This is a genomic window from Sulfitobacter sp. NFXS29, assembly GCF_040148765.1.
Lineage (GTDB): Bacteria > Pseudomonadota > Alphaproteobacteria > Rhodobacterales > Rhodobacteraceae > Sulfitobacter.
Genome location: NZ_JAGDED010000001.1, coordinates 388,837 through 410,871 on the forward strand (window position 1 = coordinate 388,837; position 22,035 = coordinate 410,871).

At 63.0% G+C, this 22,035-nt stretch carries 25 protein-coding genes and 1 other RNA gene; 14 read left to right on the forward strand and 12 right to left on the reverse strand.

Going from position 1 to position 22,035, the window contains the following annotated elements:
* Nucleotides 1-18 precede the first annotated feature (18 nt).
* The 4 genes from J3456_RS01960 to J3456_RS01975 form a co-directional block, all read right to left on the reverse strand.
* Nucleotides 19-1,215: a toxic anion resistance protein gene (locus J3456_RS01960; protein ID WP_067627504.1), complete on the reverse strand. Its 1,197-nt coding sequence runs from the start codon at nucleotides 1,213-1,215 to the stop codon at nucleotides 19-21.
* On the reverse strand, nucleotides 1,215-2,129 hold the full coding sequence (locus J3456_RS01965; RefSeq protein WP_349578668.1) for a 5-bromo-4-chloroindolyl phosphate hydrolysis family protein: 915 nt from the start codon (nucleotides 2,127-2,129) through the stop codon (nucleotides 1,215-1,217). Before J3456_RS01965 ends, J3456_RS01960 begins: the two co-directional genes overlap by 1 nt.
* Nucleotides 2,130-2,132: 3 nt before the next feature.
* Nucleotides 2,133-2,390, reverse strand: coding sequence for a hypothetical protein (locus tag J3456_RS01970; RefSeq protein WP_349578669.1), 258 nt, complete (start codon nucleotides 2,388-2,390; stop codon nucleotides 2,133-2,135).
* 85 nt (nucleotides 2,391-2,475) lie between these two features.
* Entirely contained in the window at nucleotides 2,476-3,570 is a 1,095-nt protein-coding gene (locus J3456_RS01975) for a pseudouridine synthase (RefSeq protein ID WP_067627499.1), read from the reverse strand.
* 62 nt (nucleotides 3,571-3,632) lie between these two features.
* On the opposite strand from J3456_RS01975, the gene J3456_RS01980 reads away from it, so the two are divergent.
* The 3 genes from J3456_RS01980 to J3456_RS01990 are packed head-to-tail and all read left to right on the forward strand — an operon-like array spanning nucleotide 3,633 to nucleotide 5,116.
* Nucleotides 3,633-4,088 (forward strand): nucleoside deaminase, encoded by a 456-nt coding sequence (locus tag J3456_RS01980; protein WP_349578670.1) that lies wholly within the window; start codon nucleotides 3,633-3,635, stop codon nucleotides 4,086-4,088.
* 3 nt (nucleotides 4,089-4,091) lie between these two features.
* Complete coding sequence (locus tag J3456_RS01985; RefSeq protein ID WP_349578671.1) at nucleotides 4,092-4,712, forward strand: DUF5671 domain-containing protein; 621 nt, start codon at nucleotides 4,092-4,094, stop codon at nucleotides 4,710-4,712.
* Complete coding sequence (locus J3456_RS01990) at nucleotides 4,709-5,116, forward strand: hypothetical protein (RefSeq protein ID WP_349578672.1); 408 nt, start codon at nucleotides 4,709-4,711, stop codon at nucleotides 5,114-5,116. The genes J3456_RS01985 and J3456_RS01990 overlap by 4 nt, the downstream gene beginning before the upstream one ends.
* 147 nt (nucleotides 5,117-5,263) lie before the next feature.
* On the opposite strand, the gene rpmG is transcribed toward J3456_RS01990, so the two are convergent.
* From rpmG to gatC, 6 genes are all read right to left on the reverse strand, one after another.
* Nucleotides 5,264-5,431 carry a 50S ribosomal protein L33 gene (gene rpmG, locus J3456_RS01995; protein WP_007119221.1) on the reverse strand — a complete coding sequence of 56 codons (168 nt, stop codon included), beginning with the start codon at nucleotides 5,429-5,431 and terminating at the stop codon, nucleotides 5,264-5,266.
* Nucleotides 5,432-5,590: 159 nt separating this feature from the next.
* An RNA gene (gene rnpB / locus J3456_RS02000) (RNase P RNA component class A) lies at nucleotides 5,591-6,002 on the reverse strand.
* An 11-nt stretch (nucleotides 6,003-6,013) separates the two neighbouring features.
* A complete protein-coding gene (locus tag J3456_RS02005; RefSeq protein WP_349578673.1) occupies nucleotides 6,014-6,703 on the reverse strand; it encodes an N-acetylmuramoyl-L-alanine amidase in 690 nt (229 codons plus the stop codon).
* A gap of 3 nt (nucleotides 6,704-6,706) precedes the next feature.
* Nucleotides 6,707-7,462: a hypothetical protein gene (locus J3456_RS02010; protein ID WP_349578674.1), complete on the reverse strand. Its 756-nt coding sequence runs from the start codon at nucleotides 7,460-7,462 to the stop codon at nucleotides 6,707-6,709.
* A 37-nt stretch (nucleotides 7,463-7,499) separates the two neighbouring features.
* Nucleotides 7,500-8,987, reverse strand: coding sequence for an Asp-tRNA(Asn)/Glu-tRNA(Gln) amidotransferase subunit GatA (gatA, locus tag J3456_RS02015; protein WP_349578675.1), 1,488 nt, complete (start codon nucleotides 8,985-8,987; stop codon nucleotides 7,500-7,502).
* Nucleotides 8,987-9,274 (reverse strand): Asp-tRNA(Asn)/Glu-tRNA(Gln) amidotransferase subunit GatC, encoded by a 288-nt coding sequence (gatC, locus tag J3456_RS02020; protein ID WP_067627510.1) that lies wholly within the window; start codon nucleotides 9,272-9,274, stop codon nucleotides 8,987-8,989. Before gatC ends, gatA begins: the two co-directional genes overlap by 1 nt.
* Before the next feature lie 326 nt (nucleotides 9,275-9,600).
* Between gatC and J3456_RS02025 the strand changes: the two genes are divergently transcribed.
* The 3 genes from J3456_RS02025 to J3456_RS02035 all read left to right on the forward strand — a co-directional run bounded on the left by J3456_RS02025 (nucleotide 9,601) and on the right by J3456_RS02035 (nucleotide 11,229).
* A complete protein-coding gene (locus J3456_RS02025) occupies nucleotides 9,601-10,293 on the forward strand; it encodes a metal-dependent hydrolase (RefSeq protein ID WP_349578676.1) in 693 nt (230 codons plus the stop codon).
* Between the two features lie 71 nt (nucleotides 10,294-10,364).
* Entirely contained in the window at nucleotides 10,365-10,523 is a 159-nt protein-coding gene (locus tag J3456_RS02030) for a hypothetical protein (RefSeq protein WP_300055851.1), read from the forward strand.
* Nucleotides 10,524-10,539: 16 nt separating this feature from the next.
* A complete protein-coding gene (locus J3456_RS02035; RefSeq protein ID WP_349578677.1) occupies nucleotides 10,540-11,229 on the forward strand; it encodes a VIT1/CCC1 transporter family protein in 690 nt (229 codons plus the stop codon).
* A 79-nt stretch (nucleotides 11,230-11,308) separates the two neighbouring features.
* Here the strand turns inward: J3456_RS02035 and J3456_RS02040 are convergent, their stop codons facing one another.
* Complete coding sequence (locus tag J3456_RS02040; RefSeq protein ID WP_317390753.1) at nucleotides 11,309-12,085, reverse strand: Bax inhibitor-1/YccA family protein; 777 nt, start codon at nucleotides 12,083-12,085, stop codon at nucleotides 11,309-11,311.
* A gap of 624 nt (nucleotides 12,086-12,709) precedes the next feature.
* On the opposite strand from J3456_RS02040, the gene J3456_RS02045 reads away from it, so the two are divergent.
* The 4 genes from J3456_RS02045 (at nucleotide 12,710) to J3456_RS02060 (ending at nucleotide 15,882) form a co-directional block, all read left to right on the forward strand.
* On the forward strand, nucleotides 12,710-13,084 hold the full coding sequence (locus J3456_RS02045) for a helix-turn-helix domain-containing protein (protein ID WP_349578678.1): 375 nt from the start codon (nucleotides 12,710-12,712) through the stop codon (nucleotides 13,082-13,084).
* Between the two features lie 114 nt (nucleotides 13,085-13,198).
* Nucleotides 13,199-13,999: a histidinol-phosphatase gene (gene hisN, locus J3456_RS02050; protein WP_349578679.1), complete on the forward strand. Its 801-nt coding sequence runs from the start codon at nucleotides 13,199-13,201 to the stop codon at nucleotides 13,997-13,999.
* Nucleotides 14,000-14,131: 132 nt separating this feature from the next.
* Nucleotides 14,132-15,466, forward strand: a complete 1,335-nt coding sequence (locus tag J3456_RS02055) for an 8-oxoguanine deaminase (protein ID WP_349578680.1) — start codon at nucleotides 14,132-14,134, stop codon at nucleotides 15,464-15,466.
* On the forward strand, nucleotides 15,463-15,882 hold the full coding sequence (locus J3456_RS02060) for a CAP domain-containing protein (protein ID WP_349578681.1): 420 nt from the start codon (nucleotides 15,463-15,465) through the stop codon (nucleotides 15,880-15,882). The genes J3456_RS02055 and J3456_RS02060 overlap by 4 nt, the downstream gene beginning before the upstream one ends.
* 24 nt (nucleotides 15,883-15,906) lie before the next feature.
* Here the strand turns inward: J3456_RS02060 and guaD are convergent, their stop codons facing one another.
* Nucleotides 15,907-17,208: a guanine deaminase gene (gene guaD, locus J3456_RS02065; protein ID WP_349578682.1), complete on the reverse strand. Its 1,302-nt coding sequence runs from the start codon at nucleotides 17,206-17,208 to the stop codon at nucleotides 15,907-15,909.
* 122 nt (nucleotides 17,209-17,330) lie between these two features.
* On the opposite strand from guaD, the gene mgtE reads away from it, so the two are divergent.
* From mgtE to J3456_RS02085, 4 genes are all read left to right on the forward strand, one after another.
* Entirely contained in the window at nucleotides 17,331-18,734 is a 1,404-nt protein-coding gene (gene mgtE / locus J3456_RS02070) for a magnesium transporter (RefSeq protein WP_093926818.1), read from the forward strand.
* Nucleotides 18,731-19,297: a 5-formyltetrahydrofolate cyclo-ligase gene (locus J3456_RS02075; protein ID WP_067627467.1), complete on the forward strand. Its 567-nt coding sequence runs from the start codon at nucleotides 18,731-18,733 to the stop codon at nucleotides 19,295-19,297. The genes mgtE and J3456_RS02075 overlap by 4 nt, the downstream gene beginning before the upstream one ends.
* A gap of 57 nt (nucleotides 19,298-19,354) precedes the next feature.
* Nucleotides 19,355-20,167: a TIGR00282 family metallophosphoesterase gene (locus J3456_RS02080; RefSeq protein WP_349578683.1), complete on the forward strand. Its 813-nt coding sequence runs from the start codon at nucleotides 19,355-19,357 to the stop codon at nucleotides 20,165-20,167.
* A 94-nt stretch (nucleotides 20,168-20,261) separates the two neighbouring features.
* Nucleotides 20,262-22,034 (forward strand): SLC13 family permease, encoded by a 1,773-nt coding sequence (locus J3456_RS02085; RefSeq protein ID WP_349578684.1) that lies wholly within the window; start codon nucleotides 20,262-20,264, stop codon nucleotides 22,032-22,034.
* The last annotated feature ends 1 nt before the right edge of the window (nucleotide 22,035 follow it).

Consider the following 22,035-nt stretch of genomic DNA (forward strand, 5'->3'; position numbering starts at 1 on the left):
TGTTCCCTCGCGTCGGTCTTAGCTTGGCACCGCGTTGCCTGTGGTATCGCCCAAGCCCGTTTCGCGGGCCTTGGCGGCGGCCAGCGTGTCGCGCAGACGGCCTTCCATTTCTTGCAATTCCTTCTCGGCATTGGCGCGTTTTGCCTTGCCTTCATCGGCGATTTGCAGGGATTCTTCGATGGTGCCGATCAGGTCTTCGTTGGCCTGCTTCACTGCTTCGATGTCGAAGACGCCGCGCTCCATTTCCTGACGGATCACCTTGTTGCTGTCACGCAGGTTCTTGGCGTTGGAGGTGAGCAATTCGTTGGTCAGGTCATTCGCCTCGCGCACCGCATTGGCCGCGTCACCGCTGCGCTGGATGGTGACGGCTTGGGCCAGTTGCGTTTCCCACAGCGGCACGGTGTTCACCAAGGTCGAGTTGATCTTGGTCACGAGGCTTTTGTCGTTCTCCTGCACCAGACGGATCGAAGGCAAGGATTGCATGGTGACCTGACGTGTCAGTTTCAGATCATGCACCCGACGCTCCAGATCATCGCGGGCGGCCCGCAGATCACGAAGTTCCTGTGCCCGCATCACCTGATCGTCTTCGTTCGCCTTATCCAGCGCGGTCTGTTTGGCGGGGATGGTTTTGTGATCCAATTCAACGATCTTGGCCTCGCCGGCAGAGATATAGAGCGCCAGTTCGTCGTAGAATTGCAGTGTCTTTTCATAGAGCAGATCGAGCGATTTGATGTCTTTCAACAGCGTATGCTCATGCGCCAGCAGGTTGTCGGTGATCCGGTCGATCTGGCCTTGCACCTCTTCGAAACGCGCGGTGAATTTGGCGAATGGGGTGGCGCGGCCCAGCAGCTTTTCCCACCAGCTTTGCTTGCGCCGCACGTCCAGCTCAGAGACCGAGAAGCCGCGGATCGCGCTGACCATGGTGCGCAGACTATCGCCCGCGGGGCCGACATCCTTGTTGCGCACATCGGCCAGCATGGATTGGCTGATCTCTTGCAACTCGGCCTGTGCGGCAGAGCCGAAGCTGACGATGGACTGCGTATCGGTCACGTCGATCTCGGCCATACGCTTTTGGATTTCCGCGCTCTGTGCGGCATCGGCTTTGGCCAGTGGCACGATGGCATTGGCATCCGCCGGTTCGGGCAAAACGGTTGCGTTCACTTCTTCCACCAACCCTTGCGATTGGGCAGCTTTTTCACGGAGGGCATCGGTCATCACTGATCTTCCTTGGTATTTGCAGGGGCGGGCTGTTCCAGTCGGACCCCCTCGCGGGAGAGGCGTTCGCGCAGCACGTCGATTTCCACGTTCAGATCGCTGCGGTCGTCCAGCAAGGACTTCGCTGTGCGGGCGGCAAAGTTCTGATCCAGATCGTCGAGCAAAGCGAGGTAGTCGTTGCGGGCTTGTGCATCTTGATTGCGGGCATAGAGGTCGGCGAATTTCACCGTCGCATCATGCGCGCCGCGCAGATAGACGACAAGGTATTTGCGGGCGGCGGTCAGGTCGCGGGGGTCTTCTTCGACGGTGCGGATCAAATGGCGGGCGGTTTCTTGGAACTCGGACAGCCGTGCTTCGGCCCGCCGGTCGCCTGCGCGCAGGATCGCTTGGCTCATACCCGAAAGCAGCTTTTCGGCCTCATCCACCACGCGGGCAACGCGGTCTTGCTGGAAGGTGTCGATCCCCTCCATGCCTTTGTTCTGCAAGGGATCAATGCCAAATGCCGCAAGGTGCAGGGCCGTGGCCGCGACGCCGTAGAGCAGGGCTGCGATCAGGCTCGGGTCATTGCTGTAAGCGGCAAGGGCCGCGCCAGCGCCCGCCAATACTGCGGCCAAAATTTTGCGCGGCAGGACCGGGCGGCGGGCAACTTTGCGTTCGTGGTATTCCGCCTCGGCCAGCAGTCCGTCGCGCAGTAGCCAGACGCCCGAAGCCAACAAAAACGCCCCGCCAAGGCCAAGGATCAGGGTGCCCGCGCCACCGATAAGCGAGGTTCCAGCCAGCAGGACCGGGGGCAGGAACATCAGATTCACCCGCCCGCCCACAGGATCGACCCGCAGGCTGTGGGTCTTGCGGGGTGTGCTGCCGGGGGTGGCGTCCGTGTCGGGGCTATATTTACCGCCAAAGCGCTGCGCCATGGATCAAAGCCCCCCGAGAAAACCGCTGGTCAGCCCAAGCAGCAAAACCAGCAACGCCCCAAAGGCGATTTTCTGAAAGGTCGTTGGCGCCATCATGTTTCCCCTCTCGCCGCCCCAGATCGGGCGCAGCGCCGTGCCGGCACTGTCAGCCGCGCGCCCCAAGAGCGAGGCCGCGCCGAGGATGATAACCACGAGCGCGGCCAAGGCCACCAAAAACATCACTATTCGCAACATATTGCCCTTTTCTGACAGCGGTTTCACGCTGATCTTGCCTGCCGTTCACTATTCAACGCACGCAGGTCAGCAGCGTTCCGGAAACGCGCAGGGCAACTTGGGGCAGCGCCGGTCAGCGGCGGGGCTTTGGCCCCCGGCCACCGGGCTTTGGCCCCGGCTTACCGTCCGGTTTCGCATTGGGGCGCCCCGCGGGGCGCGCCCCCGGTTTGCCGCTGGGTTTACCACTGGGCCTGCCTTGGGCAGCCTTGCCACGCGGTGCGTTCTTCGCCTTGCCGCCACCCCGGCGGGGCGGCGGTTCGTCATCTTCGCCAGGTTGCACGGGCAGACCGGGCTGGCCCGCGCCCCCGAAGCCGCCGGGTTTGCGGCGTGGCGGGCGGCGCAGACCCGTGGGCTTTTTCACAGCGGTGCCGCTGGGGTCTTCCAACTCAAGCCCCAATTGGTCGCGCACGACTTTGCGACGCAGTTCTTCCACTTCGCCGATCTTCAACTCGCCCAATTGGAACGGGCCGTAAGAGATGCGGATCAGCCGGTTCACAGTCAGGCCCACGGCCTCCATCGCGCGGCGAATCTCGCGGTTGCGGCCTTCGCGCAGGCCGATGGTCAGCCAAGCGTTCGCGCCTTGCTGGCGGTCCAGCGTCACGTCCATCGGCTGGAAATTTTCGCCCTCCACGGTGATGCCGCGGCGCAGAGGCTCCAGCATTTCGTCCGTGGGGCGGCCATTCACCCGCGCGCGGTAGCGGCGCAGCCAGCCGGTGCTGGGCAGTTCCAGTTTGCGTTTCACACCGCCATCGTTGGTCAGCAGCAAAAGCCCTTCGGAATTGAGGTCAAGCCGGCCTACGGTCATCACGCGGGGCATGTCCTCGGGCAGGGCATCAAAGATCGTCTCGCGGCCCTTTTCGTCAGAGTTTGTCGTCACCAGCCCGGTGGGCTTGTGATAAAGCCAGATGCGCGGCGGTTCAGGCGCGCCGACGGGGGTGTTGTCGACGGTGATCTTGTCCTCGGGCGTGACGTTCAGCGCGGGCGAGGTGATCTGCTCTCCGTTCACGCGCACGCGGCCTGCTTCGATCATGCGCTCGGCCTCGCGGCGCGAGGCAATACCGGCGCGCGATAGCACCTTGGCGATACGGTCGCCCTTGGATGTGCTGGCGTCAGCATCGGTGTCGGTGTTTTGCGGGCCGGAGCCGGAGGGGGGCGTTTTTGCGTTCATACACTGCGCTTACCCTGTTTCACGGGCTTGCGAAAGGGTGGCGTTTGCGGCCATGTGACGGAATGGAGTTTCGCTCATATATGGGTCAGGCGCTGGCCGAGGCCCGCGCCGCTGCCGTGCGCGGCGAGGTGCCGGTGGGGGCGGTTGTCGTCTCGCCAACGGGCCAGATCGTCGCGACAGCAGGCAACGAAACCCGCGCGCGCAACGATCCAACCGCCCATGCCGAGATGCTGGCCCTGCGTGCGGCCTGTGCGGCTGTTGGCTCAGAACGGCTGATCGGTCACGCGCTCTACGTCACGCTCGAGCCCTGCGCGATGTGCGCCGGGGCCATTGCCGCCGCGCGGCTGGAGCGCTTGTTTTATGGTGCGGCAGACCCCAAATCAGGCGGCGTAGCGCAGGGCGCGCGGGTGTTCTCGCACCCCCAGTGCCATCACGCACCGCAGGTCTTTGACGGCATCGCCGCGCGGGACTCAGAGCAGCTTTTAACTGCATTTTTCCAAGCCAAAAGAGGGGGGTAACCCATGGCAGGCAATAGGGATTTGGCGCAATTCGTGCGGGATGCGCTCAGCGCAGGCAAAAGCCGCGTGGAGATCGCCGCAGTGTTGGGCCAAGCGGGCTGGTCAGCGCAAGAGGTCAGCGACGCATTGGAAGGCTGGGCGGATGTGCCCTTTGCCCCGCCGGTGCCACGTCCGCGACCCGTGGTCACGGCGCGGGATTTTTTTGTCTATGCGCTGATGTTCGGGGCGCTGCTTTTTGGCGCGGGGTATCTGGTGGGGCTGCTGCATGCTTTGATCGACCACTTCATCTCCTCAGAGGACAGCGGGGCGACCTATCGCATCCGCTGGGCCATGGCGGTGCTGATCGTGACGCTGCCGCTGTACCTGTGGCTGGCCACGCGCGAAAACAGGCGGTTGGCCGCTGATCCGGCGCTGGCGCGCTCGGCCATTCGCAGTTGGATGACCTACGTGACCCTGCTTTTCGCCGCTGCGGTCCTGTTGGGCGATCTGGTAGCGGTGATCTATGCCTTCCTCAGTGGTGATCTGACAGTGCAATTCGCGCTGAAGGCGCTGGCGGTGGCGGGAATCGCCGGGGGCATCTTTGGCTATTACCGCCGCGATGGGCGGCAGGGGGCGGCCGGGTGAACCGGCTGTTCTTTGGCGGTGCCGTGGCTGTAGTCTTGGCCGCGCTCCTTGCCGGTTTCGCTGTGGTCGGCGGGCCGGGCCATGCGCGCGCGGAAAGCCGTGACCAAACCCGTCTGGCAGACCTGCGGCACCTCGCCGATGCGATTATTTGCGAGACTGCAGAGCAGGCTGCGTTTTCTCGCGCCTGTCGCAGCACAGAGCAGAGCCTCCACGATCCGCTGACCGGCGCCGCCTATGAGGTGACGCAAGGGGCTGAGAGCCTCGCGGTCTGCGCGACTTTTGAGGTGCCGCAAGAGAAAGCGGTCGCCTCTGGGCGGGAGCGGCTGCATTTCGACGTGGCGGTGGGATGCCTGCGCTATCGGCGCGTCCCATCTTCGCGGCAATGGGTGGTGCAGGCGCCTTAAGCGGGGGAGGGGTGCGATTGACGGGCTGCCGTTGCCCGGCGGCCTAGGTCGGTTAAAGCTGCGCTAAGCGCGCCTTACCCGCCTCCACAACGCAAAAGGCCACGCGCAAACCGCGTGGCCTTTTGAAACCGTTCAAAGCAGACGATCTTACTTGATCTTGCCTTCTTTGTATTCCACGTGCTTGCGCGCAACGGGGTCGTACTTTTTGATGACCATCTTCTCGGTCATGGTGCGTGCGTTTTTCTTGGTCACGTAGAAATGGCCTGTGCCCGCGGACGAGTTCAGGCGGATCTTGATCGTGGTTGGCTTCGCCATGTGTCTTCTCCTGCTGCACGGCCGCGCAGGCGTGCGTGAATTCTGAATTTCGGGTTCTAGTCAGACCCGCGCCCGAGTCAACCGCTATTTGCCCGTCCGGTGCCGAAAGACGCCGGTTTCGTCGAAAAACCTGCCTTTCGGACCTGAAAGGGCAGGAATATGCGCGGAAGGCCTATAAGCCGGATTTTGTACCTGTCCGAAAACAGGCGATGACCATTCCTCTGACTGCACCGTTGCCGATGCAGCTATAGCTGCCAACCCGGACCTGCTGGGGCAGAAGAGCCCCGCCTTTGACCCGAAGATCATCGGCGCGCGGTCCCTATTTGGCATTGCTCCCGGTGGGGCTTGCCGTGCCAGAGCTGTTGCCAGCCCCGCGGTGGGCTCTTACCCCACCGTTTCACCCTTACCCCTTGGGGGTTCCGGCAAGCCGGACCAAGGGGCGGTTTCATTTCTGTGGCGCTTTCCGTCGGGTTGCCCCGCCCGGGCGTTACCCGGCACCGTTTCTTCTTGGAGTCCGGACTTTCCTCCCCGGTGCTTTTACAAGCACCGAAGCGGCCATCCAGCCTTCCGCGCCTGACCGCCCTAGACGGGGGCGCGCCGCGCGTCAATGGGGGCGGGCAAGGCGGCAAAGTCTGCGGGGGTGAGAGGGCCGCACGCCCAGGGCCGGAAACGCATCCTGACGGTGCTAAGCAGCGTGGCATCGTCACAGGGCGCGGTGAAGCCTGCGGCTTGCGCGGCGGCGCGGAAAGTATCGGCTGTGGCGGTCTTTGGTGCCGCGCCGACGCCCGCAGGCAGGGCCAGCCCTCGCCGCGCCAGCCGTGCCCAATCGAATCGGGGGCCGGGGTCGACCTTTCGGCCCGGTGCCATGCAGGAGTGGCCGATTATCCCTTCGGGCGGGATGCCGTGACGCTCCATGATGCCGGGCAGGAGGGTTTCGAGCGCGCGCATCTGTGGTTCTGAGAAGGGGTGATCGCCGCGGTTGTCCAACTCGATCCCGATGGAGCGGGAGTTGATGTCGTCCTGACCCGCCCATTCGCCGACGCCCGCGTGCCAAGCGCGCTGGTCTTCTTCAACCAATTGCAGGATGCGCCCGTTGCCACAGATCAGATAATGCGCAGAGACAGCCGCAGAGGGGTCGCAGAGACGCTCCAGCGCCGCTCGGGCGCTGGTCATCGCCGTGTAGTGCAGGACGATAAGCCGGGGCCGCAGCCCGCCGCGTCGCGGGCCGCAATTGGGCGAGGGATGCGCCGTCACGTCAGGCGCGACAGGCATCTATCAGCCCTGCGCAGCCCGGCGGAAGGGGGTGGGATCCCAGTTGCAGGCGAAACCATCGCCATCGGGGTCCATGCCCTCGCGGTCCTTTTCAGGGCCACCGGCCTCAAGGAAAGCAATCTGCGCTTGGTCGGCGTGGCTGTACTGCGCGCAGGCACGTTCAAACTTGCGGGCCTTGTTAAAGCCGATACGGCTATAGACCTGCTGACCGACCGATTGGTTGGATTGCAGCGCATAGGCGACGATATTCGGGCCGACGTTCCGACGCTCTGGCAGTGCTTCGGGCTGAACCACCTGATATTGGGCGCGGTTGGCGGCCACGCGGGCTGCGTCGTCTTGAATGCTGCGCTGGCCCGACACCGCGTCAAAGTTGTTCTCGTTCGAGATGCCCACGGCGTTGACTGCTGCGGGGGGCGGGTTCGACGGGCTGGCGTTCACCGGGGCGACGCCCGAGTTAGTCGAGGCGTCATTGCCAAGGCCGTTGCTTGCCCCGCCAGGACGGGTCGCCGCCAGAACGCGGGCAGTTTCCGCCGCCGTCGCTTCGGGGGAGCCGTCGTCCAGAGGCTGGGCGGTCACGTCCGAGGTGAAGCTGCCGTCGCCTGCCAGCGCCGCATCGCGTGCGCGCTGCTCGGCTTCGAAATTGCTGTCGCCAAAGCCGACGCCGCGCCCGCTGTTGATGTTCCCGGAATCGGGGATCGCCGGTTGGCAGGCTGCCAAAAGACCGCCTGCTGTCATCGCTAGAAGTGTCCGTGTGATCATCTGACCCGCTCTCGCCTCTTATTCACCGCCCTGCGGCTTACCACCATTTCTCGGGCTTGGCCACAAAACCGGCCGCCTTCTCCAGCGCATAGGCGGAGGACAGCAACTCGGCCTCTTCCCACGGGCGCCCGATCAGTTGCAGACCCAACGGCAGACCCGTGCTGCTTTGCCCCGTGGGCAGCGCCACGCCGGGCAGTCCGGCGAGGTTCACCGTCACGGTGAAGACATCGTTGAGATACATCGCCACAGGATCGGCGTCCTTCATCTCACCCAGACCGAAGGCGGCGGAAGGGGTCGCCGGGGTCAGGATGCTGTCGATGCCTTGCGCGAAGACGTCTTCGAAGTCTTTCTTGATCAGCGTGCGCACCTTGCGGGCGCGGTTGTAGTACGCGTCGTAGAAGCCTGCGGAGAGCACATAGGTGCCGACCATCACGCGGCGCTGGACTTCGTGGCCGAAGCCCTCGGCGCGGGTTTTCTCGTACATCTCGGTGATGCCGTCGCCGTGGTCAAGCTTGGCGCGGTGGCCAAAGCGCACACCATCATAACGCGCAAGGTTCGAGGATGCTTCGGCAGGCGCGATGACATAATAGGTAGGCAAGGCGTATTTCGTGTGCGGCAGCGAGATGTCGACGATCTCGGCGCCCGCGTCCTTCATCATGGCAATGCCGTCCTGCCAGAGCTTGTCGATCTCCTCGGGCATGCCATCCATGCGGTATTCGCGCGGGATGCCGATTTTCTTGCCGCGAATGTCGCCAGTGAGGGCCGCCTCAAAGTCTGGCACGGCCAAGTCGGCACTGGTGCTGTCTTTGGCGTCATGGCCACACATCGCTTCGAGCATGATCGCGGCGTCACGTACCGTCTTTGTCATCGGCCCGGCTTGGTCGAGCGAGGAGGCAAAGGCGACGATGCCCCAACGCGAGCAGCGGCCATAGGTCGGTTTGATGCCCACGGTGCCGGTGAAGGCCGCAGGCTGGCGGATCGAGCCGCCAGTGTCGGTGCCGGTCGCGGCAAGGCACAGATCAGCCGCCACGGCAGCGGCGGAGCCGCCCGAGGAGCCGCCCGGTGTCAGTTCGGCTGTGTCGCCCTCGCGCCGCCACGGGTTCACAGCGTTGCCGTAGACGGAAGTTTCATTGGACGAGCCCATGGCGAATTCGTCCATGTTGAGCTTGCCCAGCATCACAGCGCCGCTGTCTTTCAGCTTCTGGCTGACGGTGCTCTCATATTCGGGCAGGAAGCCTTCGAGGATACGGCTGCCCGCTTGGCTCGGCACGCCTTTGGTGCAGAAGAGGTCTTTGATGCCGATGGGCAGGCCGCACATGGCTGGCGCGTCGCCCTGTTTGATGCGCGCGTCAGCCTCGGCGGCCTGTTCCATCGCGATCTCGGGCGTGCGATGCACAAAGGCGTTCAGCGCGCCTGCGCCGTCGATGGCTTTGAGGCAGGCCTCGGTCAGGTCCTTCGAGGTGGTCTCACCCTTGCGCAGCGCGTCGCGGGCTTCGGCAAGGCTCAGTTTGTTCAGATCGGTCATTATTCCACCACCTTCGGCACGGCAAAGAACCCTTCACGGGCATCGGGGGCATTGGCCAGCACGCGGTCTTGCTGGTCGCCATCGGTGACCACATCCTCGCGCCGTTTCAGGCGCTGCGGGGTCACGGAGGTCATCGGCTCGACGCCGTCGACATCCACCTCGGACAGCTGCTCGATGAAGCCGAGGATGTTGTTGAACTCTTCCGCCAGCGCCGGAAGCGCCTCGGGTTCAACCTTGATCCGGGCCAGTTTCGCCACCCGTGCGGCGGTGTTTTCGTCGATCGACATGAACATCTCCATCTCTTTGGGGCTCCTCTACCGTTTGGGGGCGGGCCTCGCAAGGGTTTGAGGGGGGCGAAGCGGAGCTGGGCAGCGCCAGACCGGGGGATGGCGCCTGCTTCGAAGCCGTTGGGCAATTTATGTTTGCTGCGGTATTGGGCGATGGCGGGATGGCGTCCGGCTTGCAGAAGCGCAAGCCCGTTGGGCGGGTCTGGCGCTGCCCGGCGGGCATGCGCCCTTGATTCCGGGCTGGTGGCATGCGGAGGCGTTTACTTGATTCTGCGCTTCGGAGGGTCAAATCTGACGTAAAACCCACATCACTCAGGAGGACCCCCATGAACATCATCTGGCTCGGCCACGGCTCATTCCGGATCGAGATCGAAGATCAAGTGTTGCTGATCGACCCTTGGCTCAAGGACAACCCGATGCTGCCTGAGGAGCACCACGCCAAGGCGATCAAAGGCGCGACCCAAATCCTTGTCACCCACGGCCATTTCGACCACACGGCTGACATCGCCGATATCGCCAGCCGGACCAATGCGCCGGTCGGGGGGATGGTCGAACTGATGGGCTGGCTGGAAAGCAAAGGCGTCGCACAAACCACCGGCTTTAATAAAGGCGGGACGATCCGCGCGGGCGAAGTGGCGATCACTATGGTTCCGGCCTCGCATTCCTCATCCGTGGAAGGCGATAACGGGCCGATCTACACGGGCATGGAGACGGGGTTCATGATCTCGGGCGAGGGACATACGATCTATCATTCCGGCGACACGGCGATCATGGCGGATATGGATTGGATGGGCGACTACCACAAACCCGATATCGGCATTCTATCCGCGGGCGGGCATTTCACGATGGACATGGCGCAGGCCGCCTATGCCGCGAAACGCTATTTTAATTTCAAGATGGTTATCCCCTGTCACTACCGCACCTTCGACGCGCTGGAGCAATCGGCGCAGGTGTTGACCGATGGCCTTCCGGGCGTCGATGTGGTGGAGCCGCAGGTGATGCAGCCGATCACCGTCTGACCAACTGCCCCGACCGCCTTGCGCGCCAAGGCGGAACGGGGGATACCTGAATGAACCACCGGGGAAATGCCATGTTTGCCAAATCGACTGCCGTGATCTTGTTGCTGACGCTGGGGGCCTGCGCCCCCTTGGACCGGGCCGAGCCTACCGGCAGTGTCGGCTTTACCGGCGTGGGCGGTGACCGGCCTGTCATCTTCCCGGCGCATCTTTTGGTGTACCAGCCGCAATAGACGTAAGGCGGCTGAGATGCCCAAAGAAGGTCACTTCATCAACCGCAGCAACTGGCTGCGCGCCGCCGTTTTGGGGGCCAACGACGGTATCGTCTCCTCTGCCAGCCTGCTGGTGGGGGTGAGCGCGGCTGGCATGGTGCAGGGCAATGTCCTGCTGACCGGGCTTGCGGGGCTCACCGCCGGGGCGCTGTCGATGGCGGCGGGGGAGTATGTCTCGGTCTCTGCACAGGCGGACGTTGAGAAGGCTGATCTGGAGCGCGAGCGCGTGGCCCTGATCGAAGACCCGGATTACGAGCTGAGCGAACTTGCCGAAGGGCTGGAGAACCGCGGCGTGGAAAGTGACCTCGCGTTGGAAGTTGCAGCACAGATGACCGACCATGACGCCTTGGGCGCCCATGCGCGCGAAGAGTTGGGCATGTTCGGCCTTGCCGGTCAGGCCGATCCGCTGCAGGCGGCGGGCGCCTCGGCGCTGGCCTTTGCCTTGGGCGGCGGGCTGCCCTTGCTGGCGGCTGTTCTGGCCCCTGCCGGGGCGCGCGGCCTAACGATCGCTTTGGTTGCGTTGCTAGCGCTGGTGCTGCTTGGCGCGGGCGGGGCGCAATTGGGCGGTGCGCCGAAACGGCCCGCCATACGGCGTGTCGTTTTCTGGGGCGGTTTGGCCATGGCCGTGACCGCCGGGGTCGGGCATCTTTTCGGAGCGATTGGCTGACGGCTTCGACTTAAGATGCCGCCAAAGAAAAAGGCCGACCCCTTTCAGGGCCGGCCTTTCGCATCAGATGGTCCAGCGATTATTCGCGGTTGCCGAAGAGCGAAAGCAACATCATGAACATGTTGATGAAGTCCAGATAGAGGCTCAGCGCGCCCATGATCGCGGCCTTGCCCAGCCACTCAGTGTCGCCGTGATGCGCGTGGGCCAGATACTCGGTCTTGATCTTCTGGGTGTCATAGGCGGTCAGACCCGCAAAGATCAGAACACCGATGGCCGAAATCGCGAACATCAGCGCCGAAGAGGCGAGGAAGATATTTACGATCGACGCGACGACCAGACCGATCACGCCCATGATCAGGAAGCTGCCCCAGCCGGAGATGTCCTTTTTGGTGGTGTAGCCCCAGAGCGACAGACCGGCAAAGGCGATCGACGTGATCAAAAAGACCTGCGCGATGGAATAGCCGGTGAAGACAAGGAAGATCGAGCTGATCGAGATGCCCATGACGGCGGCGAAAGCATAGAAGACCGTTTGCGCCGTGGCGGCGGACATTTTGTTGATCATCGCGCTAAAGCCAAAGACAAAAGCGAGCGGCGCGAACATCACGACCCATTTCAGCGGCGAAGCATAGAGCGCATAGCCCAACTGCGTCAGGTACTTATCTTGGCTAAGCTGCGCCACGGCGGCGGAAGGGTCGGAGGTAACCGACAGCCCAGAGATGGCCCAGGCCGCGGCGAAGGTGATGAGCATGCCGATCGACATGGTGCCATACACCTTGTTCATATGAGCGCGCAGACCCTCGTCGATCGCGGCGACGCGCGACCCGGCAGCAGAGCGAATTGAATTGACGTCAGCCATTTAGTGACTCCCATTGGCAAAGTTGCGTGTCGAAACCCGGCCGACACGTTCTTGGCTTTGAATATCGGGCCTGAAGGGGCGAATTTCAAGTGTCTTGCGGCCTGATATCACGGCAATAATCGCGGGTTTCGCCCCGGATTTGTCAGGGGCGCGCACTGAGGGTCGGCAAGACCTTCGTTTTCAGCGGGCGGGCCGCCCGGGGCGCAGAGATCGGCGGAAAACCACCGATGCTTTTCCGGCGCAGCGGAGCGCTGGCGACGGCGCGTGAACCGCCCGAGAGCCAGAAAAACGGCATTTGAACTATTCCGGGGGGAACCGATTGATATTCTTCGCGTTCATCCAATGGTTGCCGAGCGGGAAACCACTACAGCCAAGGATACTTGGAGATTTAACGCTCGCCGGTCGAAGAGAGAGAGGGGCAGTGCACCGCCTGAGGTTGCAGTCGAAACGGAACAGAATTTTACCGTCGCGTGAAATTTCTTTGCCGAATTCAACGCAACCGCTATGATAGGAGGTAGGACCTTCACGCAACCCCTGCGGTATTGCGTGAAGCAACGGCACACTTCGTCCTTGTTTGGAACAGAGATTGGCACGGTCGCATGTGCCCTATAAGGATTAAAGAATATGGTGCATGTGGTAGATGTACATGTGGGTAAACGTATCAGGCAGCGGCGCTGGCTGACGGGGATGACCCAACAGAAACTGGCGGAGCTCGTCGGGATCAAATTCCAGCAGATACAGAAATACGAAACCGGCGCGAACCGCGTCAGCGCCTCGCGGCTTTGGGATATCGCGGATGCGCTTGGCGTGCCTGTGTCTTTCTTCTTTGAAGGATTGAAAGATGAGGAGGCCCTGGATGGCCCGGCGGTGGATGGGCTGCCGGCCGATCTTATGGCCGATAAAGAGGCGATGGAGCTGGTCCGTTCTTACTATGCCATCCCCGAGAATCAGCGCCGCCGGTTATTCGAACTGGCTCGCGTGCTGAGCGATGTGGCCTGATCCCATCCGGGTCGTCTTTCTTGGCCCGTCTTTCAAGGGCTAGCTTGCTAGGCCCTGACTTTCTAAAGCATTGGCAGGCTTGCGCAAACCCGCGCAAACTGTCAGGTCTTCGTCATGATGAACGCCACTGATTTTGATCCTGATATTCGCCGCGTTGCCCACCTGATGGCGGATGCGGCGCGTCAGGTGATCCTGCCCTATTTCCGCAGCCTTGATTTGCAGGCCGACAATAAGCTCGGTACGGGTTTTGACCCCGTGACCGAGGCGGATCGCGCCGCCGAACGGGCAATGCGCGATATCTTGGCGGCGGAACGGCCCGCCGATGGCATCTTGGGCGAAGAATATGGCGCGCAGCCCGGCACGTCGGGGCTGACTTGGGTGCTTGACCCGATTGACGGCACGCGCGGGTTTCTCAGCGGCACGCCGACTTGGGGCGTGCTGATCGCGGTCAGCGATGCGTCGGGGCCATTCTACGGCATCATCGACCAGCCCTATATCGGGGAGCGGTTCGAGGGCGCACCGGATGGCGCGCTGATGACCGGGCCGCATGGAAGCCGCCCCCTGCAGACCCGCGCGGCGCGGGACCTGCGGCAGGCCATCGTTTTCACCACATTCCCCGAGGTTGGCAGCACCGATGAGGCCAGCGCCTTTCGGGCCGTGGCGTCGCAGGCGCTGCTCACACGTTACGGCATGGATTGCTACGCCTATGCGCTGGTCGCGGCCGGGCAGGTCGATCTGGTGATCGAGGCAGGGTTGAACGCCTATGACATTCAAGCGCCCATCGCGGTGATCCAAGCGGCGGGCGGCATCGTCACCGATTGGCGGGGCAACCCGGTGCATGAAGGGGGCAGGGCGCTTGCGGCGGCCAACCGCGAAATCCACGCGCAGGCGCTTGCGGTCCTTTCTACATATTGATCCAATTGTCGAAACGCGCGGATTGACCGGCCCCGGCGGGATGCGATAAATGCCGTAAAGGTCGGTTCTCTCGCCCGTTTTCCATCGGCCCACACACTTTGCATGAGACGGGCATAGCGAAAAGTGTGACCTATGGCAGAGACCCTCATCCGCGGCGCGGATTACCTCATCACGATGGACGATACCCGGCGCGAGCTTGCCGGTGCAGACCTGTTGCTGCGCGACGGGATGATTGCCGAGATCGGGCAGGGCCTTCGGACGGAGGGCGAGATTGTCGAGGCGAAGGGTTGCGTCGTCACGCCGGGTCTCGTGAACACGCATCACCATCTTTACCAAAGCATGACCCGCGCCGTGCCGGGGGCGCAGGATGCGCTGCTCTTTGGCTGGCTCCAACGGCTCTATCCGATCTGGGCGCGCATGGGGCCGGAGCATATGTTCGTCTCAGCCCAGATCGGGCTGGCGGAACTGGCGCTGTCGGGCTGTAGCCTGAGCTCGGATCACCTTTATCTCTACCCCAACGGCGTGCGGCTGGAGGATACGATCCATGCCGCCGCCGAACTGGGCCTGCGGTTTCACCCCACGCGCGGCTCGATGAGCATCGGTGAAAGCGACGGCGGCCTGCCGCCCGATGCGCTGGTGGAGCGGGAGGCGGCTATCTTGGAGGATTGCATTCGCGTGGTCGACGCCTTCCATGATCCTGCGGAAGGGTCGATGTGTCGTGTCGGGTTGGCGCCCTGTTCGCCTTTCTCGGTCAGCCGCGAGTTGATGCGCGACACGGCGCTTCTGGCGCGCGACAAGGGCGTGATGCTGCACACGCATCTGGCCGAAAATGCCGAGGATGTGGCCTATTCACTGGAGAAATTCGGCTGCCGCCCCGGAGAATATGCCGAAAGCCTTGGTTGGCTGGGCGATGACGTTTGGCATGCCCATTGCGTGCAGTTGGACGGGGCGGAGATTGACCTTTTCGCGCGTACAGGCACCGGGGTGGCGCATTGCCCCTGTTCCAATTGCCGCCTCGGCTCGGGCATCGCGCCGGTGCGGGCGATGCTGGATGCGGGCGTGCCGCTGGGGCTGGGCGTCGATGGATCGGCCAGCAACGATAGCGGCAATCTGGCCGCAGAGGCGCGGCAGGCGATGTTGTTGCAGCGGGTCTCACGCGGCGCAGATGCGATGTGCCCGCGTGCCGCCTTGGAACTGGCCACACGCGGCGGGGCCGATGTTCTGGGGCGCCCCGATTGTGGGCGGCTGATGCCCGGTAAACGCGCCGATGTGGCAATTTGGGACGTTTCCGGCGTGCATAGTGCGGGCAGTTGGGATCCGGCTGCGCTGCTTCTTGCCGGTCCGACGGCGGTGCGCGACCTTTTCGTTGAAGGCCGTCAGGTGGTGCGCGATGGTCACGTCACCACGATTGACTTGGCCGCGCAGGTGGCGCGGCAAAACGAATTGGCGAAAGGCTTGGCTGAATGAGGCCATTTTTTCTATCGATCCTGATGTTGGCAGGCATGCCGGCATTGGCCGACCCGATGGGGTTGGAGCGCGTAAATGCGTTGCGGGATGTGCAGGGGCTCAAACCTCTCGTCTATGATGGCCGTTTGGCGCAGGCGGCCCAAACCCATGCCCGCGATATGGCAGAGTACGGCTATTTCAGCCACAAAGGCCGCGATGGCACAGATGTAGGCCGTCGTGCCGCGATGGCGGGTTATCAATGGTGTTTTGTCGCTGAGAATATCGCCAAAGGGCAGCAATCCTTGGATGAGGTCATGACCGGCTGGACCAACTCGCCGGGGCATTACCGCAATATGGTCGACAGCCGCGCCGAAGAAATGGGGCTGGTGCAGGCCGATAGTGAGGTTTGGGTCATGGTGCTGGGCGCGCCCTGCTGAGGCGACCCAGTCACGGGTGGCGCGTTACGCCGTGCCACCCCGACGCGCACCCGCAACCCAAACATCTGCAATCGCGCGGTCGTCGCCCATCATGATGGTGGCGAAGAGGCTTTCCCAGATATCCTCGGCCGCCGCGTGACGCTGCGCGATGGCGGGGGTGGAGTTGAGCGATAGCACGGTAATATCCGCTTCCATCCCCTCGGCCAGACTGCCGACGTGATCCTGCAGATGCAGACTGCGGGCCGAGCCTGCGGTGGCGAGCCAGATCAGCTGCGCCGCATGCAGCGGCGTGCCGCGCAGCTGGCCGACCTCATAGGCTGCGGCCATCGTCCGCAGCATCGAGAAGGAAGAGCCGCCTCCGGTATCCGTCGCCAGCGCCAGCGGAATGCCCCGCGCGGCAAGGCCCGTCATGTCAAACAGCCCCGAGCCAATGAAGGTGTTGGAGGTGGGGCAATGCACCAGCGCGCCGCCCGTCTCTGCCAGCCGGTCGATCTCACGCGGCTCTAGGTGGATTGCATGGCCGTAAAGTCCGCGCTCGCCCAGCAGCCCGTGGGCCTCATAGGTATCAAGATAATCGCGCGCCTCTGGGAACAGCCCGCGCACCCATTCGATCTCATCCGTCTGCTCGCTAAGGTGGGTCTGCATCAGACAGGTCGGGTGCTCTGCCCAAAGCGCGCCTAGGGCCGAGAGTTGCTCGGGTGTCGAGGTGGGAGAGAAACGCGGCGTGATCGCATATGTCGCGCGGCCCTTGCCGTGCCAACGCTCGATCAGCGCTTTGCTGTCGTCATAGGCCGATTGCACCGTGTCGCGCAGCCCTTCGGGGGCGTTGCGGTCCATGCAGGTCTTGCCCGCGACGATCCGCTGGCCGCGATCCTCCGCCGCCTGAAACAGCGCATCGGCGCTGTGGGGGTGGATCGTGCAATATGACGCAACAGTGGTGGTCCCATGGGCCAGCGTCAGGTCCAAATAGCGCGCGGCGATGTCGCCCGCATAGGCGGGATCCGAGAGGCGCATCTCTTCGGGGAAGGTGTAGGTGTTCAGCCAGTCGATCAGCCGCTTGCCCCATGACGCGATGATCGCGGTCTGCGGATAATGCACGTGGGCATCGACAAACCCCGGACAAATCAGCGCCTCGCCATAGCGCGTCACCTCGGCCTGCGGATGGTCGGCACGCAGGCGTCCGCCATTACCCACGGCGGCAATGCGACCGTCCTCGATTAAAACACCGCCTTCGGTGTCGATCTTCACGGCATCCTCCCAGGCGCTTTGCATCGGGTTGCCGGAATAGGTGAGCGTCGCGCCCAAAAGGAGTCGTTGATTTGTCATGCCAGTGGTTTAGGTGAGGGCGAGACGGGGAACAATACCGAAGCGTCGCGGGCGGCATTGTGCCTCTGCGGGCGCTTGCATATTGTCGGCCCAAAGCGCAGCACAGGCACGGAGAGCAGCGGATGGCAGAGCAGATCGAAGAGCTGGATCCGGCGGTACCCTCTGAGGAGAATGCCGAAGCCTATATGCTGGACCGCAAGGCCGTTGCTGCGATCCTTGAGACCGTAGAGGCCAACGATCAAGCTCATCTGACCCAGTTGATGGAACCGCTGCACGCGGCGGATATCGCTGACCTTTTGGAGCAGATCGACGAGGATGACCGCGCAGCACTAATCCGGCTTTACGGGCAGGAGTTCGACGGCGAGATTCTGTCGGAACTCGACGAGTCGATCCGCGAAGAAGTCATCTCCATCCTGACGCCGCAGGTTCTGACCCAAGCGGTGCGTGAACTGGACAGCGATGATGTCGTCGACCTGATCGAAGATCTGGAAGACGCGCAGCAGGAAACCATCCTCGACGCGCTGGAGGAAACCGACCGGGTCGCCGTTGAACAGGCGCTGAATTGGCCAGAATACTCCGCCGGTCGCCTCATGCAGCGCGAGGTCGTCATGGCGCCGGAGCATTGGACGGTGGGCCAGACCATCGACCATCTGCGCGCCACCAAGGAAGAAGACCTGCCAGATCAGTTCTATCACATCGTCATGGTCGACCCGCGTCTGCACCCGGTGGGCAATGTGACGCTGGGCAAACTGATGCGCTCGCGCCGCGAAACGCGGCTGGCGGATATTTTGGAGGAAACCTTCCAGATCATCCCCGCCATGCGCGATGAGGGCGATGTGGCCTATGCGTTTAACCAGTACCACCTGATCTCGGCCCCGGTAGTTGATGAAGAGGGGCGGTTGATCGGCGTCATCACCATCGACGACGCCATGGCGGTGCTCGACGAAGAGCACGAAGAAGACATCCTGCGACTGGCGGGTGTGGGCGAGGGCTCGCTTTCCGACCGTGTCGCGGAAACGACCAAGCAGCGCCTGCCATGGCTCGCGGTGAACCTTGTGACTGCGATTGCCGCATCGATGGTGATTTCTCAGTTCGAAGCCGCGATTGCGCAGATCGTGGCGCTGGCGGTGTTGATGCCGATCGTCGCCTCCATGGGCGGCAATGCGGGCACGCAGAGCCTGACCGTCGCGGTGCGTGCGATTGCGACGAAAGACCTTACCGGCTCGAACGTTTGGCGGGTGATCCGGCGGGAGGTTCTGGTGGGGCTGGTGAATGGTCTGATCTTTGCGGTGATCATGGGGATCGTCGGGGTGATCTGGTTCGGCTCTCCGGCGCTTGGCTATGTGATCGCCACGGCGATGGTGATCAACCTTGTGGTGGCGGGGCTGGCAGGCACTGGTATCCCGATCTTACTGGAGCGGTTCGGGATTGACCCGGCGCTCGCCTCGGGGGCCTTTGTGACTACGGTGACGGATGTGGTTGGCTTTTTCGCCTTCCTCGGGCTTGCGGCGCTGGTGCTGTTGTGAGCGATTGCGCCACTCGGAAGGCCGAGGCGCGCAAGGCGGCATTTGCCCGGCGCAAGCCGTTGTTTGAGGCGGCGAATGCGGCACAGGCGGGGTATCTTTCCGAAGTTTTGGCAGGCTATCGCGGCGTGCCGCTTTCGGGCTTCATGCCGATCCGTACCGAGATCGACCCCCGCCCGGCCATGGCCGAAGCCTGCGCCCACGGCCCGGTCGGCGTGCCGGTGATCATGTGGCCCGACCACCCGTTGTCGTTCTCGCGCTGGACACCCGAGACACCGATGGTCGCGGGCACTTTCGGCGCGATGATCCCCGAGCATAACGATTTTTTTGAACCAGAGATCGTGATCGTTCCGCTGCTGGCCTTTAACCGCGCGGGGGCGCGGCTGGGCTATGGCGGCGGGTTCTATGATCGGACACTGGCGATGCTGCGCGCGCGGAGGGCTACCATGGCGATCGGTTTCGCCTTTGCCGGGCAGGAGTGCGATGACATTCCGCTCGAGGAAACCGATGAGCCGCTGGACCTGATCGTGACAGAGGCCGGTGTGATCGAAGTGACGCAACGCTAGCCTGCCCAGGCGGAATAAGGGTTGCCGCCAAGCCGCCTGCGTCCTAGTCCATAGTTTATGAAGATTTTGTTTCTTGGCGATGTGATGGGCCGGGCCGGACGGCGGGCAATCACCGATAATCTGGCGCGGCTGCGGCGCGACTGGAAGCTCGATTTTATTGTGGTGAATGGCGAGAATGCCACCGGGGGCATGGGCCTGTCGGGCGCACATGCCAAGACTTTGCTGGATGCCGGGGCCGATTGTCTGACCCTTGGCGATCACGCTTTCGACCAGAAAGACATGCTCAGCTTTATCGAGCAAGAGCCCCGCGTGATCCGCCCGCTTAACTTCTCCAAATCCGCGCCGGGCAAGGGGGCCAAGCTGTTCACGGCGCAAAACGGCAAGAAGGTTCTGGTCACCCAAGCGCTTGGCCAAGTCTTTATGAAACGGCCCTTTGATGATCCCTTTTCGGCGTTGGAGCCGGTGCTGAAAACCCATCCTTTGGGCGGCATGGCGCAGGCGATCATCGTCGATATCCACTGCGAAGCCACCAGCGAAAAAATGGCCATGGGCCACTGGTGCGACGGGCGCGCGAGCCTTGTCGTCGGCACCCATACCCATGTGCCGACCGCGGATGCGATGATCCTGCCGGGCGGGACGGCCTACCTCAGCGATGCGGGCATGTGTGGCGATTACCATTCGGTGATCGGCATGGACAAGGCCGAGCCGCTGCGCCGTTTCATCACCGGCATGCCGCGTGAACGTTTCACCCCCGCCAATGGTGAGGCGACGCTGTCCGGCGTCTATATCGAAACGGATGACCGCACGGGCCGTGCCACGCGGATCGTGCCGGTGCGCGAGGGCGGTGCCCTCCAGACCAGCACGCCCTGAGGTCTGACACTGCCGACCCATGCGTCAGGCTTGCGCAGGGCGCGGCAATCGGCGTAACTGGACAACGGCCTTTTGCCCGAATGACAGGTTCTTGATGGAATTTTTCAGCTTCTCTCCGATGGAGACGGCGGTGCTCACCCTCGTGGTCGTCGGCATGATGTTCGTGCTTTTCCTGCGCGAAGCTTTCCCCACCGAAGTGGTCGCCATCGCCGGTGCCGCGCTTTTGCTGGCCATCGGCGTCTTGCCCTATGACGATGCGCTGGCGGTGCTGTCGAACCCCGCGCCTTGGACCATTGCAGCCATGTTCATCATCATGGGGGCCTTGGTGCGGACAGGGGCCTTGGATGTGCTGACCCGGCTGGCCGAACGCTCGGCCAAGACCCACCCCAAGACGGCGGTGGCGGGGGTGATCTTGTCGGTCATGGCGGCCAGTGCGATTATGAACAACACGCCCGTCGTCGTGGTGATGATCCCGGTGGTGGTGCAGCTGACGCGCACGCTCAACACCAAAGCCTCTAAGCTGCTGATCCCGCTCAGCTATGCCGCGATCATGGGCGGGTCGCTCACGCTGATCGGCACCTCGACCAACCTGTTGGTCGATGGTGTGGCGCGGTCTCAGGGGATGGCGCCTTTTGGGATCTTCGAGATCCTCCCCGTGGGCCTTGTGGTCTGCGCGTGGGGCCTGATCTACATGCTGTTCTTCGCCGACAAACTCCTGCCCGCGCGCGACAGCATGGCGAATATGCTCTCGGACCGCTCCAAGATGAAGTTCTTTACCGAGGCGGTGATCCCCCCTGAAAGCAACTTGATTGGCCGCGAAGTGCTGGATGTGCAGCTGTTCAAACGCGAAGGCGTGCGGCTGATCGACGTGGTGCGGGGCGACGATTCATTGCGCCGCAACCTCAAAGGCGTTGAGCTTCAGGTCGGCGACCGCGTGGTGCTGCGGACCCAGATGACCGAGCTGTTGAGCCTGCAAAACAACAAGGAACTGCGTCGGGTCGACCAGCTTTCGGCGGTGGAGACCACGACCGTTGAGGTGCTGATCACGCCGGGCTGCCGGATGGTGGGCCGCTCGCTGGGCTCAATGCGGTTGCGGCGGCGCTACGGCGTCTATGCGCTGGCGGTGCATCGGCGGAACCAGAACATCGGCCAGCAGCTTGATCAATTGATTATCAAAGTGGGCGACACGCTGCTGCTGGAGGGTGCGGCAGAGGACATTCAGCGGTTGGCCAGCGACATGAACCTCGTCGATGTAACCCAACCCTCGGCCCGTGCGTTTCGACGGGGCCATGCGCCGATTGCCATCGCAGCGCTGGTGGGCATCGTCACACTAGCGGCCTTCAACGTCGCGCCGATCTTGGCCTTGGCCGTGATCGCCGTGGCCGTGGTGCTGGTGACCGGCTGTATCGACGCGGAGGAGGCATTCTCTTTCGTTGAGGGGCGCTTGTTGGCGCTGATCTTTGCCATGCTGGCCGTTGGCGCTGCCCTGCAGAACTCAGGGGCGATTGCGCTGATCGTCGACAATATCGCGCCGGGATTGGCTCAACTGCCGCCGTTTTTCATCATCTGGGCGGTGTTCTTATTGACCACGACCCTGACCGAGATCGTCAGCAACAATGCCGTGGCCGTTATCATGACACCCATCGCCATCAGCCTTAGCGCTGCCCTTGGCATGGACCCACGCCCGCTGGTCGTGGCGGTGATGATCGCGGCCTCCTGCGCCTTTGCCACGCCCATCGGCTATCAGACCAACACGCTGGTTTACGGGCCGGGGGGGTATAAATTCACCGATTTCATGCGCATCGGGATCCCGCTGAACCTGAGCATGTCGCTGCTGGTGAGCGCGGTGATCCCGCTGTTTTGGTAGG

Excerpts from the sequence above, each read along its gene's own strand:
- J3456_RS01960 (WP_067627504.1), bottom strand. The coding sequence starts at position 1,215 with ATGACCGATGCCCTCCGTGAAAAAGCTGCCCAATCGCAAGGGTTGGTG.
- J3456_RS01965 (WP_349578668.1), bottom strand. The coding sequence starts at position 2,129 with ATGGCGCAGCGCTTTGGCGGTAAATATAGCCCCGACACGGACGCCACC.
- J3456_RS01975 (WP_067627499.1), bottom strand. The coding sequence starts at position 3,570 with ATGAACGCAAAAACGCCCCCCTCCGGCTCCGGCCCGCAAAACACCGAC.
- J3456_RS01980 (WP_349578670.1), top strand. The coding sequence starts at position 3,633 with ATGGAGTTTCGCTCATATATGGGTCAGGCGCTGGCCGAGGCCCGCGCC.
- J3456_RS01985 (WP_349578671.1), top strand. The coding sequence starts at position 4,092 with ATGGCAGGCAATAGGGATTTGGCGCAATTCGTGCGGGATGCGCTCAGC.
- rpmG (WP_007119221.1), bottom strand. The coding sequence starts at position 5,431 with ATGGCGAAGCCAACCACGATCAAGATCCGCCTGAACTCGTCCGCGGGC.
- J3456_RS02005 (WP_349578673.1), bottom strand. The coding sequence starts at position 6,703 with ATGCCTGTCGCGCCTGACGTGACGGCGCATCCCTCGCCCAATTGCGGC.
- J3456_RS02010 (WP_349578674.1), bottom strand. The coding sequence starts at position 7,462 with ATGATCACACGGACACTTCTAGCGATGACAGCAGGCGGTCTTTTGGCA.
- gatA (WP_349578675.1), bottom strand. The coding sequence starts at position 8,987 with ATGACCGATCTGAACAAACTGAGCCTTGCCGAAGCCCGCGACGCGCTG.
- gatC (WP_067627510.1), bottom strand. The coding sequence starts at position 9,274 with ATGTCGATCGACGAAAACACCGCCGCACGGGTGGCGAAACTGGCCCGG.
- J3456_RS02025 (WP_349578676.1), top strand. The coding sequence starts at position 9,601 with ATGAACATCATCTGGCTCGGCCACGGCTCATTCCGGATCGAGATCGAA.
- J3456_RS02030 (WP_300055851.1), top strand. The coding sequence starts at position 10,365 with ATGTTTGCCAAATCGACTGCCGTGATCTTGTTGCTGACGCTGGGGGCC.
- J3456_RS02035 (WP_349578677.1), top strand. The coding sequence starts at position 10,540 with ATGCCCAAAGAAGGTCACTTCATCAACCGCAGCAACTGGCTGCGCGCC.
- J3456_RS02040 (WP_317390753.1), bottom strand. The coding sequence starts at position 12,085 with ATGGCTGACGTCAATTCAATTCGCTCTGCTGCCGGGTCGCGCGTCGCC.
- J3456_RS02045 (WP_349578678.1), top strand. The coding sequence starts at position 12,710 with ATGGTGCATGTGGTAGATGTACATGTGGGTAAACGTATCAGGCAGCGG.
- hisN (WP_349578679.1), top strand. The coding sequence starts at position 13,199 with ATGATGAACGCCACTGATTTTGATCCTGATATTCGCCGCGTTGCCCAC.
- J3456_RS02055 (WP_349578680.1), top strand. The coding sequence starts at position 14,132 with ATGGCAGAGACCCTCATCCGCGGCGCGGATTACCTCATCACGATGGAC.
- J3456_RS02060 (WP_349578681.1), top strand. The coding sequence starts at position 15,463 with ATGAGGCCATTTTTTCTATCGATCCTGATGTTGGCAGGCATGCCGGCA.
- guaD (WP_349578682.1), bottom strand. The coding sequence starts at position 17,208 with ATGACAAATCAACGACTCCTTTTGGGCGCGACGCTCACCTATTCCGGC.
- mgtE (WP_093926818.1), top strand. The coding sequence starts at position 17,331 with ATGGCAGAGCAGATCGAAGAGCTGGATCCGGCGGTACCCTCTGAGGAG.
- J3456_RS02080 (WP_349578683.1), top strand. The coding sequence starts at position 19,355 with ATGAAGATTTTGTTTCTTGGCGATGTGATGGGCCGGGCCGGACGGCGG.
- J3456_RS02085 (WP_349578684.1), top strand. The coding sequence starts at position 20,262 with ATGGAATTTTTCAGCTTCTCTCCGATGGAGACGGCGGTGCTCACCCTC.